The organism is Streptomyces scabiei 87.22 (assembly GCF_000091305.1).
In the GTDB taxonomy this organism is placed as follows: Bacteria; Actinomycetota; Actinomycetes; order Streptomycetales; family Streptomycetaceae; genus Streptomyces; species Streptomyces scabiei.
On record NC_013929.1, the window covers coordinates 4,927,347 to 4,943,709 of the forward strand.

A 16,363-nucleotide genomic window follows, 5' to 3' on the forward strand; every position below is an offset into this window, starting at 1 on the left:
CGCTCCGGACGGGACCGCTTGTAGGGTCCGGACGTGGAGAGATCGAACGAACATGTGAACGACGGAGCCGCGTCGACGCTGCTGGACGTGCTGCTCGGGGCCGCGCGGGAGACCCCCTGCCGGACCGTCGTCCACGTCCGGGGGGACGGCCGCGAGCACGCGGTCACCTTCGCCGATCTCCGCGACGACGCCCTGCGGGTGGCGGGCGGGCTCAGGGCGGCGGGCGTCACGCCCGGCACCCCGCTGCCGCTGGTCGCCGACCGGGGCGACGCCTTCCAGCCGATGTTCTGGGGCGCGCTGGCGGCGGGGGCCGTACCCGTGCCGCTCGCCCCGGAGCCGCGCCGGATCGGCCCGGTGTGGGAGCTCCTCGGCAGGCCGCCCGTGGTGGTGGACGAGACCACGGCCGCCGTCGTGGCGGCGACGGGCGAGGAGAGCGAGGCTGCCGGGTCTCAAGTCCCGCTCCCCATCAGGATGTTGCGGCTCGACACGCTCCGGCGCGGCCGTCCGCCGCGGCAGCTGCACCGGCCGGCCCCCGGCGATGTCGCCTTCCTCCAGTTCTCCTCCGGCAGCACCGGCGCCCCCAAGGGCGTGGAGCTGACACACGCCGGCGTCCTCGCCAACATCCGCCAGATCCGCACCGCGATGGCGATCGGCCCGGACGACGTGCTCGCGACCTGGATGCCGTACTTCCACGACATGGGTCTCATCGGCACCCACCTCGTCCCCATGGCCGCGCGCCTGAAGCAGATACGCATCGAGCCGCTGTCCTTCGCGAAGCGGCCCGCCCTGTGGTTCGAGGCCGTCGACCGCCACCGCGCGACCCTGCTGTCGGCCGCGAACTTCGCCCTGGCGCTCGCGGTGCGCCGGGTCCCCGCCACCGCGCTCGACGGCCTCGACCTCGGCTGCGTACGGCTGCTGCTCGTCGGCGCCGAACCCATCGCGCCCCGCGTCTGGCGGGAGTTCACCGCCCTCACCGCCCCGGCGGGCCTGGACCCGCGCGCCCCGCTGCCGGTGTACGGCCTGGCCGAGGCGACCCTCGCGGTGACCGTACCGCCGCTCGGCGAAAGCGCGCAGCCGCTGGTGCTGGACCGGGCCGCGCTCGCCCGTGGCCGGGTGACGGAGACCGAACCCGGTCCGCGCGCGGTGGAGTTGATGGACCTGGGGCGGCCGGTGGAGGGCTGCGAGGTACGGATCACCGGTGGTTCCGGGAGCCCGCTGGGCGAACTGCGGGTCGGGCACGTGGAGGTGCGGGGGCCGCAGCTGGGGCGCGGATACCACCGGGCGCCCGAGGCGAGCGCGGAGGCGTTCGGGGACGACGGCTGGCTGCGCACCGGGGACCTCGGCTTCCTGCGGGACGGGCGGCTGTGCGTCACCGGGCGCCACAAGGACGTGGTGTTCGTCAACGGCCGTACGTTCCACGCCTCCGACCTGGAGGAGACGGTCGCCGCGACGCCGGGGCTGCCGCCGGGTGCCGTGGCCGTCGTGGGGTCCACCGACCCGGCCGGCGGCGGCGAGCGGGCCGTCGCCTTCGTGCAGTGGGCCCGGCCCGCCCCCTCGGCCGCCGCACCGGTGCTCCGCGCCGCGGCCGCCCGGCTGCGGGAGACCCTCGGCCACGACGACGTCCGGGTACTGCCGCTGCCGCCGGGGGCGTTCGCCCGGACCACCAGCGGGAAGCTGCGCCGCGGGGTGCTCCGGACGCGCTACGAGGCCGGCGCGTACACGGAGGTGGAGGCGCGCTGGACGGAGGCGGCGGGGGACACGGCTCACCCGGCGGCGGGGCCGGCCACGGCGGGGCACGGGAGGACCGGGGCGACGAGCCGGGCGAACGGACCGGCGGGCGTTCCCCGGTCGCCGCGGGAGGTCCGGGAGGCGGTGCGGGAGGTGTGGGCGCGGGCGCTGGAGGTGCCTGTGTCCGCCGTGGGGCCGCGCGAGCGGTTCTTCGACCTCGGGGGGTCCTCGCTGCGCGCGATGACCGTACTGGCCGGACTGGAGGACGTGTTCGGGGTGACGGTGGAACCCGGCGCGCTGCGGGACCACGACACGGTGGCGGGCCTCTCCGGCCAAGTGCTGCGCCTGCTGGAGGAGGGCGCGAAGGCGCTCCCGACGGGCGGGCGGGAACCGTCCGGCGAGGCGGCCCCCGGCGCTTCCGGGGCTTCCGGGGCTTCCGGCACTCCCGGCGCTCCCGATGCTCCCGGCGTCGGGCCCACCGGTGCGGTCGCCGTTCTCTCCGTCGCCTGCCGCTTCCCCGGGGCCGGGACGCCGGAAGCCTTCTGGGACCTGCTCGCGAGCGGCGGCGACACGGTCGGCGGCCTGCCCGAGGGCAGGCCGGGGGACGGGCCCCGCACGGGCTCCTTCCTCACCGAACCCGCCGCCTTCGACGCCGGTTTCTTCGGCATGGACGAGGCGGAGGCCCGGGCCACCGACCCCCAGGCACGGATCTTCCTGGAGCTGGCCCACGAGGCACTGGAACGCGCCGGGTACGCGGGCCCCCGCCGGGCGGGCCGCCGGATCGGGGTGTTCGCGGCCACCGGTGACAGCGGGTACCGCGAGATCCTGGCCGAGGCCGCCGACGGGGACCTCGCCCGCCACCCGGCCGCCCTCACCGGCAACCTCCCCAACCTGATCGCCGCCCGCGTCTCGCAGGTGCTGGACCTGAACGGCCCCGCCCTCGCCGTGGACACGGCCTGCTCCTCCGCGCTCGTCGCCCTGCACCTCGCCCGGCGCAGCCTGCTGGCCGGCGAGTGCGACCTCGCCGTCGTCGGCGGCGTCAACCTGGGCCTGACGCCGACCGGCCACCGCCTCCTCGAAGCGACGGGCGCGCTGTCGCCGAGCGGCCGGTGCCGCGCGTTCGCCGCCGACGCGGACGGTTTCGTCCCCGGAGAGGGCGGCGCCACGCTCGTCCTCGCCCGCCCCGCCGACGCCCGCGCCGCGGGCGACCCGGTCCTCGCCCTCGTACGCGGTACGGCGGTCAACAACGACGGCCGCTCGCTCGGCCTGCTCGCCCCCGCCCCGCGCGGCCAGCGCGAGGTGATCCGGGCGGCGTACGAGGAGTGCGGTGTCGATCCGGCCGACGTGTCGTACGTCGAGGCGCACGGCACGGGTACGCCGATCGGCGACCCCGTCGAGGCGCGGTCGCTCGGCCAGGCGTTCCCGCCCCGCGCCGACGGCGTCCCGCGCGGGCTCGGCTCGGTCAAGGCGAACCTCGGGCACCTCCTCAACGCGGCCGGCATGCCCGCCCTCGTCAAGGTCGTCCTCGCCCTCTCCCACCGCCGCCTCCCGCCCTCGCCCCACTCCACGCCGCCGGCCCCCTTCCTCGCCGACGCGGCTCCCGGCTTCCGGCTGGTCACCGGGGACGCCGGGGGTGCCGAGGAATGGACCGGCCCCGGCAGCGCGGAGGGCCGCCCGCTGCTCGCCGGCGTGAACTCCTTCGGCTTCGGCGGCACCAACGCGCACGCGGTGCTGGAGGAGGCGCCGGGGCAGGTCGCCGACGCGGTGTCCGCCGGGGCAGGCGAGGGCCCGCGTCTGCTGACCCTCTCCGCCCGTTCCGCCGCCGGACTGCGCGCCGCCGCCGCCGAGTTGGCCGCGTATCTGCGGGACCACCCCGGGGTCGACGAGGGCGAGGTGTGCCGCACCGTCAACACGGCCCGGGACGAGGGGCCGTACCGGCTGGCCGTGGTGACGGAGGGCGGTGACCTCGCCGAGCGGCTGGAGGCGGCCGGGGAGCCGGGCACGGCGGATACGGCCGGCATGGCGGGCACGGCGGGCGCGGCCCGGCCCCGCACGGTGTTCGTGCTTCCGGGACAGGGCGCCCAACAGGCCGGGCTCGGACGGGAGTTGTACCGCACGGCACCCGTGTTCCGGGACATCCTGGACGAGGTCTCCTCGCTCACCGGGCCGGTGCTCGGCCGCTCGCCGGCCGCCTGGTGTCTGGACGAGGACGCCGACCCCGCCGACCTGGCCCGCACCGAGGTGGCGCAGCCGCTGCTGGTCGCGTTCGGGGTGGCGCTGGCCGGGCAGCTGGCCGCGTGGGGAGTGACGCCGGACGCGGTCGTGGGGCACAGCGTCGGCGAGATCACCGCCGCGTGCGTCGCCGGGGCCCTGTCCCCGGCCGAGGCCGTCGGCTTCGCCGCCGAACGCGGGCGCCTGATGGGCCGGCTGTCCGTACCGGGTGCCATGGCGGCCGTACGGGGGGACGAGGAGACCGTCGCCGCCGTGCTCGCCGAGTCGGACGGCGCGCTCTGCGTGGCCGCCGTCAACTCACCGACGCAGGTGGTGCTGTCGGGCGCCGCCGACGCCGTCGACCGGGCGGTGGCGGTCCTCACGGCCCGTGGCGTGGCCGCCCGCCGGCTGCGCGTCTCGCACGCCTTCCACTCGCCGCTGCTGAACCCCGTGCTCGACCCGCTCCACAACGCGGCGAAGGCCCTGACCGTCCACCGGGCCGGCGTTCCGCTGCTGAGCACGGTCACCGGCCACTGGAACCCCGACCTCACCCCCGGCTCCGGCACCGAGACCGACTCCGCCACAGGCTCCGGCACAGGCACAGGTTCCGGCACAGGCACAGGCACAGGTTCCGGCTACTGGCGCGAGCACGCCATCCGCCCCGTCCGCTTCGGCGACGCCGTCGCCCGGCTCCTCGACGAGGGCTACGACACGTTCGTCGAACTCGGCGCCGGTGCGACCCTCGGCGCGCCGGTCCGCGCGACCGCCGCCGGCCGGCCCGGTGTCGCTCCCTCCGACGTGACGGTCCTGACCGCGCTGCCCGCCACGGCCGGGGCGGGGGCGGGCGCCCTGCTGGAGACGGCCGGCCGGCTCTGGACCCGTGGGGCTCCGCTGGACCCGGCGGCGCCGGCGTCCCCGGCCCGGCGCACGGCACGACGGGTGCCCGTGCCCACGTACCCCTTCCAGCGCGGCCGGTACTGGCCGCAGCGGCTCGTCACACCGCCCGCCGGGTCCGGTACGGCCGCCCCCGCGACGGAGCCCCTGGTCCGGCCCCTGCTGTGGCGGGACGCCCCGCTCGGCACCGCACCCGGCCCCATGCCCCGGGCCCGCCTGACCGGCGCCGACACCCCGCTCCGCCGGGCCCTCACCGCCCGGCTCGCCGCGCGCGGAGCGCTCGTGCCGGGATCGGCGGAGGGCGAGGGGACGGCCGTCGCCCCGGAGACGGCCGCCGTCCCGGAGAGCGTGCTGTGGTTCGCCGCCGCCGAGGGAGCGGCGGACGAGGCGGGCACCGCCGTGCCCGCCCTGCGCGAGACGCTGTCCTCGCTCGGCACGGGCCCCGCCCGCCTGCTGCTGATCACGGAGAACGCGTACCCGACCGGTGACACCCATACCAGCGCCGACACCGGCACCGCTTCCGGTACCCACCGCTGCCCCGGCCCCCGCCCCGCGCAGGCCCTCCTGCACGGCTTCGCCCTGGCCCTGCCCGAGGAACATCGCGGGCTCTCCTCCCTGGGCGTCGACCTCTGTGCCGGAGACCCGCTCGACGCCCGACTCGCGGCGCTGGAGGAGGAGTTGAGCGCCACCGCCACCCCCGGCGCGGGCGGTACCGTCGCCCGGCACGCGGGCCGCCGACTCGCCCGTACGGCCGTCGCCGCCGCCCCGGCGGCCCCGGCACCGCTCCCCCCGGACGGCACCTACCTGATCACCGGCGGTGCGGGCGGTCTCGGCTCCGCGCTCGCCCGTGACCTGGCGGAACGCGGCACCCCCACCCTGGTCCTCACCGGCCGCACGACCACCCCGCCGCACGCCCTGCTCTCCGACCTGCACGCCCTCGGCGCCGACGCCCGCTACCAGGCCGCCGACATCACCGACGCGGCCGCCGTCGACGCGCTCGTCGCCGGACTGCCGTCCCTGGACGCGGTGTTCCACGCGGCGGGCACGGCCCGTCCCGGGAGCCTGCGCGGCAAACCCGACGACGAGATCGAGGCCGTCCTCGCCGCGAAGGTCCGCGGTACCGCCCTGCTCGCCGGGGCACTGCGCCGGCACGGCCGGGAGGGCGCCGTGTGCGTCGTCCTCTCGTCCGTCTCCGCCGTGCTGCCCGGGCTCGCGGGCGCCCTCGGCGACTACGCCGCCGCCAACTCCTTCCTCGACGCCTTCGCCGGCGCCGAACGCGCCGCGGGCCGCCCCTGGCAGAGCATCGCCCTCGGCCCCGTCGCCGACACGGGCCTGGCGAGCGGCCCGCCCCCGCACACCGGGCGCCCGCACCACGGGCCCGCGCCGATGACCGTGGGGGCCGCCCTGGCGGGTCTCCGCTCGGCGGTCGCCCTGGACGCGGCCCACGTCCTGGTGGCGGCGCCCGCGGCCGCCGGCGAACGGCCCCTGCCGAGCCCTCACACGCCCACACGCACACGCACACGCACAAGCACAAGCACAAGCACCGGTGCCGGTACCGGTACCGGTACCGGTACCGGTACCGGTACCGGTACCCACGCGACCTCCGAGGTCGCCGCCCTCGTACGCCGTCTGCTCGCGGAGGCCCTGCACCGGCCCCCGCAGGAGATCGGCGACGACGCCCAGTTCCTCACCCTCGGCCTGGACTCCCTCACCGCCGTCGACCTCGCCCGCCGCCTGGAACGCGAACTCGGACGCCCCCTTCCGGCCACCCTCCTCTTCGAGCACCGCACCCTCGGCGAACTGGCCGCCCATCTGGCCGCCACGCCACCGCCGCACACACCGTCCCCGGCGTCCCCTCCACCTCACGACCCGGCATCCGGCCCGGCGTCCGGCTTGGCGCCGAGCCCCGGTCCGTACGCCCCCCACCCCCTCACGCCCCTCCAACTCGCCTTCCACACCACCGAGACCCTGCACGAGGGCCTCACCGCCTACGGCTACCTCCGCCAGAGCGTCCGCGGCCCGCTCGACCCCGCGCTGCTCGGCCGCGCGTTCGCCGTCCTCGCCGCCCGTCACCCCATGCTGCGGCTGCGGTTCACCGGCGGCGACGGCGCGGTCCCCCGCCAGTACGCCGCCCCCGCCGGGCCCGTGGACACGGCTCCCGGCTGGTTCGAGGTACGGGAACCGCTCGACCTGCGGCAGCTGGAACACGACCTGTGCAACCGCCCGTTCGACCTGACGGCACAGGACCCGGTCCGGGCCGTCCTCGTGCCCGACCCCGCCGACGCGCACCTCGCCCATCTGCTGCTGGTCGTCCACCACGCCGCCGCCGACGGCTACAGCCTCAAGCTGCTCGCCGAGGAACTCTGGTCGCTCCACGCGGCCCTGGCACGCGGGGACGACCTCTCCCGACTCCCTTTGCCGCAGGCCCGGTTCGCCGACTACGCGGCCGCCGTGGAGGCCGGGCGCCGCTCGCCGGCGTACGCGGAGGACCGGCGGTACTGGCGCGACCGCCTGGCCGCGCACACCGTCCCCTCCCCCGCCCTCCCGTACGACGGCGACCCCGAGGCGCCCCCCGCGCCGCCCCTCACCCATCACCGCACCGGCATCGACGAGGAGCTGACCGCCGCGCTCCGCGAGACCGCCGCACGGCACGGGGTCTCGCTGTTCCATCTGCTGCTGGCCGTGTACGGGCGCTGTCTGGCGCGGTGGAGCGGGCGGCGGGCCGTCGCGGTGAACGTGGCGCGGGCCCGGCGGGAGCTGCCGGTCCCCGGTATCGACACGCTGGTGGGGCCGCTGGCCGACACCCTGCCGGTGTTCGTGGACGTCGACCCCGACGAGCCGGTGACCGCGCTCGCCGACCGGCTGCGGCGGATCTGGGCCGAGGCCGAGGCGCACGCGACCCCCGGCAGCACCGACCTGGCCCGGCTGCTGTCCGGGCTGCGGCCCGCCACGGGCCCGGCACCGCGCACGGCGGCCGAGGCGGGCTTCAGCTTCGCCCGCTTCCCGGTCGTCCACGGCACCGACTGGCCCGTCACCGTCACCCCGACGGCCGCGGCCACCGCCTCGGCCGCCACCCGGCTCGGGCTGCTGTGCTGGGAGGCCGACGCGGCCCTGTGCCTGTCGTGGAACCACCCGGCCCGCCTCTTCCGCCCCGAGACCGTACGCCGCCTCGCCGACGAGTACGTGGCCGAACTGCGCGCCGCCGTCACGGGCCCGGCCACCGCGCCGGCCACCCCCACGGGCCCGGCAATCGCCCCGGCCGCGGTGGCGGGCGACGGCCTCGTGGACCGCCTGCGGGCCCGCTTCCGCGCCACACCCCTGTCGGTCGCCGTCGACGCCGGCGACGGGACCACGCTCACCTACGCGGCCCTCGACGCCGCCTCCGCCGCCCTCGCCGCCCGGCTGCGCGCCCACGGCGTACGCCCCGGCGACCTGGTCGGACTCCTCACCGAACCGGGCGGCACGGACACGGTCACCGCGGTCGTCGGCATCCTGCGCGCGGGCGCCGGCTGGGTACCGCTGGACGCGACCCACCCGAGCGCCCGGCACCGGGACCAGCTGTCCCGTACGGGCGTACGCGTCCTGGTCCACGACCGGGCGGCCCGGGGAACGGCCGCCGCCCTGGACGGCGTCACGGCGGTGCCGGTGATGCCCGAGGTGCCCGACGCGCACGAGGTGCCCGAGGTGCCCGAGACCTCGCCGCCCGGCACCATCGCCCCGGCGGCCGACACCCCCGCGCTCGCCCCCTCCCCCGAGGCCGTCGCGTACGTCATCTTCACCTCCGGCTCGACGGGCCGCCCGAAGGCCGTCCCCATCACCCACCGGTCGATGACGAACTACCTCGACTGGTCCCTGGCCACGTTCGGCTACGGCCCCGGCGACCGGCTCGCGCAGACGGCGTCGGTCTGTTTCGACGCCTCCGTACGGCAGTTGCTGGCCCCGCTGCTGGCCGGCGCCACCGTGCACACCCTCTCCCGTGACCTGCTGCGCGACCCCGAGGCCCTCCTGGACCGCGTCGTGGCGGACCGGATCACGGTGTGGAGTTCGGTCCCCACCCTGTGGGAACGCCTGCTGACCGCCGCCGAGGACCGTCTCCGGCGGGACGGCACGGCCCCCGACCTCTCCGCCCTGCGCTGGGTCCACGTGGGCGGCGAGGCGCTGCCCGCGGCCCATGTGCGCCGCTGGTTCGACCTCCTCGGCACCCCCGCCGGCGACGCCCCGCGTCCCGCGCACGCCCACCGGATCGCCAACCTGTACGGGCCCACCGAGGCCACCGTCAACGCCACCTGCCACCTCATCGACACCCGCCCCGGCGACGACGTACGCCACCTCCCCATCGGCCGCCCGGTCGCCGGCACCGAACTCGCCGTGATCGGCGAGGACGGACGCGAAAGCGCCCCCGGCGAGCCCGGCGAACTGCTCATCGCCGGCCTCGGCCTCACCCCCGGCTACCTGGGCGACCCCGGCCTGACGGCCGCCGCCTTCACCGAACGGGACGGCCGCCGTTGGTACCGCAGCGGCGACCGGGTGCGCCGCCGCGCCGACGGGGTGCTGGAGTTCCTGGGCCGGCTCGACGACCAGGTCAAGGTCCGCGGCCACCGGGTCGAACCCGGCGAGATCGAGGCCGTCCTGCTCACCCACCCGGGCACGGCCCGCGCGGCCGTGCTGCTGCGGGACGGACGGCTGGAGGCGTACGTCGAGCCGAGGACCGGCACCTCCCCGCTCGACCCCCGCGAGGTGCGTGCCTTCCTCTCCCGCACCCTGCCCCCGTACATGCTCCCCGCCCGCGTCCACTCCCTCCCGGCCCTCCCCCTGACCGGCACGGGCAAGATCGACCGCAACCGCCTCGCTCCACGCGCCGCGGCAGCCGCCGAACTCCCGCGCACGGAAACCGAGTTGCCCCCCGCGGCGCCCGCAGCCCCCTGGACCCCCACCGAACGCCTGCTGGCGCGCACCTGGTCCGCGCTGCTGGACGTGCCGGAGTCCCTGATATCCCGGCAGGACGACTTCTTCGCGCTCGGCGGTGACTCCCTCACCGTGCTGGAACTGTTCTCCCGCCTGCGCCGGGAACGTCCCGCCCTGCCCCGCCCGACCGCCGTCTACACCCATCGCACCCTGACCGCCCTGGCGGCGGCCCTCGACGCCCCCGCCCCCGACGCCACCACCCCCGACGTCCCGCAGGACCGGCGGCCCGCGCACGACCTCACCCCCTACCCGCTCACCCCCTCCCAGCAGGGCTTCCTCCTCGCCGACACCCTCACCTCCGGGACACCGGACGCCGACCCCGCCTGGCTGGCCCGCTTCCGGGTCCGCGGGCCCCTGGACCCCGATCTCCTCCAGCGGTGCGTCGACGTGCTCGTGGCCCGCCACCCCATGCTCCGCACGGTCTTCCCGGCCGGCGCCCGCCCGCCCGTGCAGCAGGAACTCCCGTCCTCGCTAAGGCTCCCCGTGCAGACGGAGACCCTGGCCCACCCGGGCCTCCTGGAGGAACGGGCCGCCGAGGAGGCCCGCCGCCGGTTCGAGCCCTGGGCCTGGCCCCTGCTGCGGCTGCGCCTGCTCACCGTCGCCCCGGACGACCACGTGCTCCTCGTCCACGCCCACCACCTCATCGGCGACGGCTACAGCGCGGCCCTCCTGACCCGTGAACTCCTCACCGTGTACGACCGTTTCGCGCGCGGGCTCCCCCACGGCCTGGAGCCCCTGGAGTCCACCTTCCGCGACCACGTGCTGCACCGCACGGCCCCCCGGCCGCCCCTGACCCCGGAGGGGGAGGCGTACCGCGCCCGCCATCTCGCCCCCTACGCCCCGCCGGTCCTGCGCGCGCCCCACCGGGACGGCACCACCCCCGCCTTCCACACCGCCGCCTTCACTCTCGACGCCGCCCGCACCCACGCCCTGCGCCGCCTCGCCGAGGCCGCGGGCACGACCCTCCACGCCCCGGTCCTCACCGGGTACCACCGCGCCCTCGCCGCCCTCACCGGCCGCCGCGACCTGGTCCTCGGTCTGGCCGTCACCGGCCGGGACGGGAGCACACGGGACGCGCACCGCGCCTTCGGCCCGTTCGCCGAGGCGGTGGCCCTGCGCCCGGCGCCCCCGTCCGACGGCCGCTCGCCCGACGGCGGCTCCCCCGCCGACGGCTTCGACGGCTTCGACGAAGATCTCCGCCGGATCGCAGCGGAGTCGGTCGCGGCGCGTACCGCGGGGCCGCTGGATCTCCGTACGCCCCAGGGGCTGCCCCGTACCGCCCAGTTCTTCTTCACCTTCCTCGACTTCACCGCCCTCGGCGCACCGCCCGACACCGTCCTGACCCTCCGGGCCGACGACACCGACACCGCGCTCGCGCCGCCGCCCGTGGGCACCGACGTCTTCCTCGCCGTACGCCCCGCGGCGACCGGCGACCCCGCAGACGGCAGCGGTGACAGTGACGGCAACGGCCTGCGGATCACGGCCCGGGTGCCGGCGACCGCCCTCTCGGCCGAGCAACTGACGCAGTTCGCAGCGGAGTTGCGCCGCCAACTGGAGCAGGCAGCGCGTACGGAGACCACCGCGGCCACCGGAACCACCGTCGCCGCTCCGGCCCTGGACGCGGCCCTCGTCGGCTACCTCCCCGCCCCGCGGCAGCTCGCCGCCTACGCCGGGCTCCCCCCGGACACCGCACCCGGCCGTGAGGCGATCCGCGCCCTGCTCTTCCCGGACGGCCGGGCCAGGCTGCTGGAGAGCGTCACCACGCCCCTCGGCAGATCCGGCTTCGTCGCGCTCCCCCTCTTCGCCGACGAACTGACCGGCCCGCCGCACGCCGGCGGCCCGGCCGGCCTCGCCGCCCTGACCGCGCGCGCCGTGGACCACGCCGTCTCGCTCGGCGCCCGCAGTGTCTCGCTGGCGGGCATGATCCCGGCCCTCACCGGCTACGGCTACGACGTCCTGCGCGAGACCTCCCCGGCCACCGGAAGCGTCCTCACCACCGGTCACGCCACCACGACCGTCGCCGTCGTCAGGACCGTGCGGGCCGCGCTCACCGCGACCGGACGGGACCTGGCCGGACTCACCCTCGCCGTCGTCGGCTGCGGCTCCATCGGCACCTCGTCCCTGCGGCTGCTCCTCACCCTGAGCCCCCGCCCGCCGGCCCGGCTCCTGCTCTGCGACGTGCCGGGCAGCGCCCCCCGCCTGCGACGGCTCGCCGCCGGACTCCTGGCCGACCACCCCGCCCTGTCCGTACGGGTCGTCGAGCCGGCCGACCGGGCCGCACTCCCCGCCGAGGTCTACGAGACGGCCGACGTCGTCGTCACGGCCGTCGGCGGCGGCCCGACGACCCTGCTGGACATCGACCGGCTGCGGCCCGGCACGATCGTCGTGGACGACTCCTTCCCGCACTGCTTCGACACCGGGCGGGCCCTGGAGCGGATGCGTGACGCGCGGGACGTCCTGGTCGTCGGGGGCGGTCTGCTGGCCCTGGACTCCACCGAGACCCACCCGGCACCGGACCTCCCCGCCGCCGTCCTCACCGCCCTCACCGGGGCCGCCGGCCGGACGGGGCAGCACCTCGCGCTCCACCTCCCCGGCACCCTCGCCTCCTGCCGCCTGGAGTCCCTGCTCCACGCCCACCTCGCCGACCCGGCCTCCGGTACGCGGCTGCCCCAGGTCCACGGCCTGGTCGACCTGCCCCGCGCCCTCGCCCACTGGGACGCCGCCGAGGCCGCCGGCGTCCGCGCCGCCCCCCTCCACCTCCTCGACCACACCGTCCCGCCGGAGGCCCTGAGCGCCCTGCCCCCGCCGCTGGGCCCGCCCCGGCGGGCGCGGTGAGGCGCAGGCGGCGAACCCCGTGCGCCGCCACCCCGAGGTTCGGGCTCAGGCGCCCAACTGCCGTACCAGTTCAGTTGCGAACGCCTCCGTCGCCGGTGCCGTCCAGCGTCTGCGGTGCCGGGCCAGCCGCACGGGGACATCGGCGAAGCCGGGGCCCGGCACCCTCGTCAGCCGCCCCTGTTCCAGATACTCCGCCACGGTCGTCAGCGGCAGCAGGGTCAGCCCCAGCCCGGCGGCGGCGCAGGACCGTGCCGCGTCCACGCTGCCGAACCGGGTGAGCCGGGGGCCGGTCCCGGGCAGCGCGAGCAGCCGCCGCTCCAGCGCGTCGCTGTACGAACAGCCCTGCTCCAGCAGGAAGAAGCTCTCCGTCGCCAGCCGCGCCCAGCCGGCCGGGCGCTTGCGCGCCGCGAGCGGATGACCGGGCGCGCACACGAGGGCGAGCGGTTCGTGCGCGACCGGCTCGGCGGTGATCTCCGGGAAGTCGGCCTCGTCCTCCAGCAGCAGCGCCAGATCCAGCCGTCCGGCCCGCAGCCCCGCGACGCACTCCGCCGTTCCGGCCGCGTGCAGGTCGACGTCCACTTCGGGGTGGCGGGTGCGCAGGGCCGCGATCACCCCGGGCAGCCGGGTCGCGCACAGGGACTCCGGGGTCCCGACCCGCACCCGCCCCCGCACGGCGCCGTCGCCCTCCCGGCCGCCGGCCCGCAGCCGTGCCACGGCGTCGAGGACCTCCTCCGCCCCTTCCAGCAGACGCCGGCCCGACTCCGTGAGCAGCGTGCCCGTGGGCAGGCGGTCGAAGAGCCGGGTGCCCAGCTCCTTCTCCAGGGTGCGGATGTGCACGGTGACCGTGGACTGGGCGAGGTGCAGTTCGGCGGCGGCCGAGGTGAAACCGCCGGTCCGGGCGAGGGTGGTGAAGGTGCGCAGCAGTCTGGTGTCCACCCGGCCAGCCTAGGCCGGCCATCGACTTTCCCGATGGAAGGGATCGAAACAGATCGTTGGACGCGATCCCGGTCCGGTGACAGCGTGGAGCCATGACCCACGACACGAACGTGACGAGCCCGCTGCCCCGCCCCGAGCCGTCGGCCGGTGCGCCGCGCTCCGGGGACCCGCTGCCCGGGGACCGGTCGCCCGGGGATCGGCTGCCCGCGGTCCTGCGCTACGCGGCCTTCACCGACGACCCGGCGGGCGGCAACCCGGCCGGGGTGGTGCTCGACGCCTCCGGACTCGACGACGCGGCGATGCTCGCGATCGCCGCCGAGGTGGGGTACTCGGAGACGGCCTTCGTCACCGCCGCCGACGAGGCCGCGCGGCGGTTCCGGGTGCGGTACTTCAGCCCGCTCGCCGAGGTGGCGTTCTGCGGGCACGCGACCGTCGCCCTGGCCGTGGCCCTCGCCGAGCGGCTGGGCCCCGGCGAGGTCCTGTTCGACACCCTCGCGGGCGAGATCCCGGTCGCCACCTCGGTCGACGCCTCCGACGGCACGGCCCGCGCCACCCTCACCAGCGTGCCGGCCGACTCCCGCCCCGCCACCGCCCCCGAGCGGGACGCGGCCCTGGAGGCCCTCGGCTGGTCCGACGGCGACCTCGACCCGGCGCTGCCGCCGCACGTGGCCTTCGGCGGCGTCCGGCACCTGGTCCTGGCCGCCGGTTCCCGCGCCCGTCTCGCCGACCTCGCCTACGACTTCGACGCCCTCGCGGAGGTCATGCGGCGGCACGACTGGACGACCGTGCACCTGGTGTGGCGGGAGTCGCCGGACCGCTTCCACGCCCGGGACCCGTTCCCCGTGGGCGGGGTCGTGGAGGACCCGGCGACGGGCGCGGCGGCGGCCGCCTTCGGCGGATACCTCCGCACCCTCGGCCTGGTCACCGCCCCGGCCACGGTCACGATCCGGCAGGGGGAGGACATGGGCCGCCCCAGCGACCTGCGCCTCGACGTCTCCCCCGGGGACCCCCGCTCGCGGGTGACGGGCCAGGCGGTCCCGATCGGCTGAGGCGCCAGGGCCGAGGTCCCAGGGCAGGGCCCCACGGGGCGGGGCATCAGGGGGCGGGGCATCAGGGGCGGGGCCGCAGGAGTGAAGGGCCGCGGGGATTTAACTTGCGTAAGTCAAGCAATGGACTTACGGTTGACTGAGTCAATCAAAGAGTGCGCCCGACGACCTCTTCCCCGGTTCCCCCGCCCCTCGCTCCGCACGGAGGCCCCGCCATGTCCCACCCCCCTGCCCGACCCGCCGACGCGGGGGCCGCCGCCCCGGCACGGCCCCACGCCGTGGTGGCGGTGCTGGCGCTGGCCGGGATCGTCGTCGCGCTGATGCAGACGCTGGTCATCCCGATCGTGCCGGAGCTGCCGAGACTGCTGGACGCGCCGGCGTCCGACGCCGCGTGGGCGGTGACCGCGACCCTGCTGGCGGCGGCGGTGGCGACACCGGTCGTGGGCCGGCTCGGCGACATGTTCGGGAAGCGGCGGATGCTGCTGCTCAGCATCGTGCTGCTGGTCTCCGGCTCGGTGGTCTGCGCCCTGGCCGACTCCCTCCTCCCGATGATCGTCGGCCGGGGGCTGCAGGGACTGGCGGCGGCCGTGATCCCGCTCGGCATCAGCGTCATGCGGGACGTGCTGCCCGCCGAGCGCCTCGCCGGGTCGACGGCGCTGATGAGCGCCTCGCTGGGCGTCGGCGGCGCGCTCGGTCTGCCCGCCGCCGCGTTCATCGCGGACAACTGGGACTGGCACCTGCTCTTCTGGACCTCCGCCGCCCTCGGCGCCCTGTCCTTCCTGCTGGTCCTGGCGGTCGTACCGGAGTCGGAGGTGCGCACCGGCGGCCGGTTCGACCTGCTCGGCTCGCTCGGACTCTCCGCCGGACTGGTCTGCCTGCTGCTGGCCGTCTCCAAGGGTGCCGACTGGGGCTGGACCGGAGCGGCGACGCTCGGGCTGTTCGCCGCGGCCGTCCTGATCCTCGCCTCCTGGGGCCTCTACGAGCTGCGGGCGAAGCAGCCGCTGGTCGACCTGCGGACCACCGCCCGCCCCCAGGTGCTGTTCACCAACCTGGCCTCGGTGGCGCTCGGCTTCTCGATGTTCGCGATGTCCCTGGTGCTGCCGCAGCTGCTGCAGCTGCCGGAGCAGACCGGGTACGGCCTCGGCAGGTCGATGATGACCGTGGGTCTGGTGCTGGCCCCGCAGGGCCTGGTGATGATGGCGATGTCCGCCGTGTCCGCGGCGCTCACCAGGGCCAAGGGCCCGAAGGTGACGCTGATGACCGGCGCGCTGATCGTCGCCGCCGGGTACGGCCTCAACATCGTCCTGATGAGCGAGGTCTGGCACCTCGTCCTGGTCTCCTGCGTCATCGGCGGCGGGATCGGCTTCACCTACGGCGCGATGCCCGCCCTCATCATGGGCGCGGTACCGGCGTCCGAGACGGCCGCCGCCAACAGCCTGAACTCGCTGATGCGTTCGCTCGGCACCTCGTTCGCCGGTGCCCTCGCCGGCGTCATCCTCGCCCAGATGACCACCGACTTCGGCGGCCACGCCCTGCCCTCCGAGAGCGGCTTCAAGGTCGTCATGGCCATCGGCGCGGGCGCCGCCCTCCTCGCCTTCGTCCTCGCGTCCTTCATCCCCGGACGCCGCCCGGCCGCCCCCGCCCCCGCCGGTGCGGACCCCGCCGAGGAGCGCACACGGACCGCCGGGGCGGGCCGGACCTGACCCGGCCCGCCCCTCCCCACGACGACGCCCCCCGGGCCCGAGGGC

General features: G+C 76.9%; 4 protein-coding genes. 3 read left to right on the top strand and 1 reads right to left on the bottom strand.

Going from position 1 to position 16,363, the window contains the following annotated elements:
* The first annotated feature begins 33 nt into the window (after nt 1-33).
* Nucleotides 34-12,633, top strand: coding sequence for a hybrid non-ribosomal peptide synthetase/type I polyketide synthase (locus SCAB_RS20905; RefSeq protein ID WP_013002070.1), 12,600 nt, complete (start codon nt 34-36; stop codon nt 12,631-12,633).
* A gap of 45 nt (nt 12,634-12,678) precedes the next feature.
* Here the strand turns inward: SCAB_RS20905 and SCAB_RS20910 are convergent, their stop codons facing one another.
* Entirely contained in the window at nt 12,679-13,569 is an 891-nt protein-coding gene (locus SCAB_RS20910) for a LysR family transcriptional regulator (RefSeq protein ID WP_013002071.1), read from the bottom strand.
* Between the two features lie 92 nt (nt 13,570-13,661).
* On the opposite strand from SCAB_RS20910, the gene SCAB_RS20915 reads away from it, so the two are divergent.
* Nucleotides 13,662-14,618, top strand: coding sequence for a PhzF family phenazine biosynthesis isomerase (locus tag SCAB_RS20915; RefSeq protein WP_013002072.1), 957 nt, complete (start codon nt 13,662-13,664; stop codon nt 14,616-14,618).
* 212 nt (nt 14,619-14,830) lie between these two features.
* Nucleotides 14,831-16,318, top strand: a complete 1,488-nt coding sequence (locus SCAB_RS20920; RefSeq protein ID WP_013002073.1) for an MFS transporter — start codon at nt 14,831-14,833, stop codon at nt 16,316-16,318.
* The last annotated feature ends 45 nt before the right edge of the window (nt 16,319-16,363 follow it).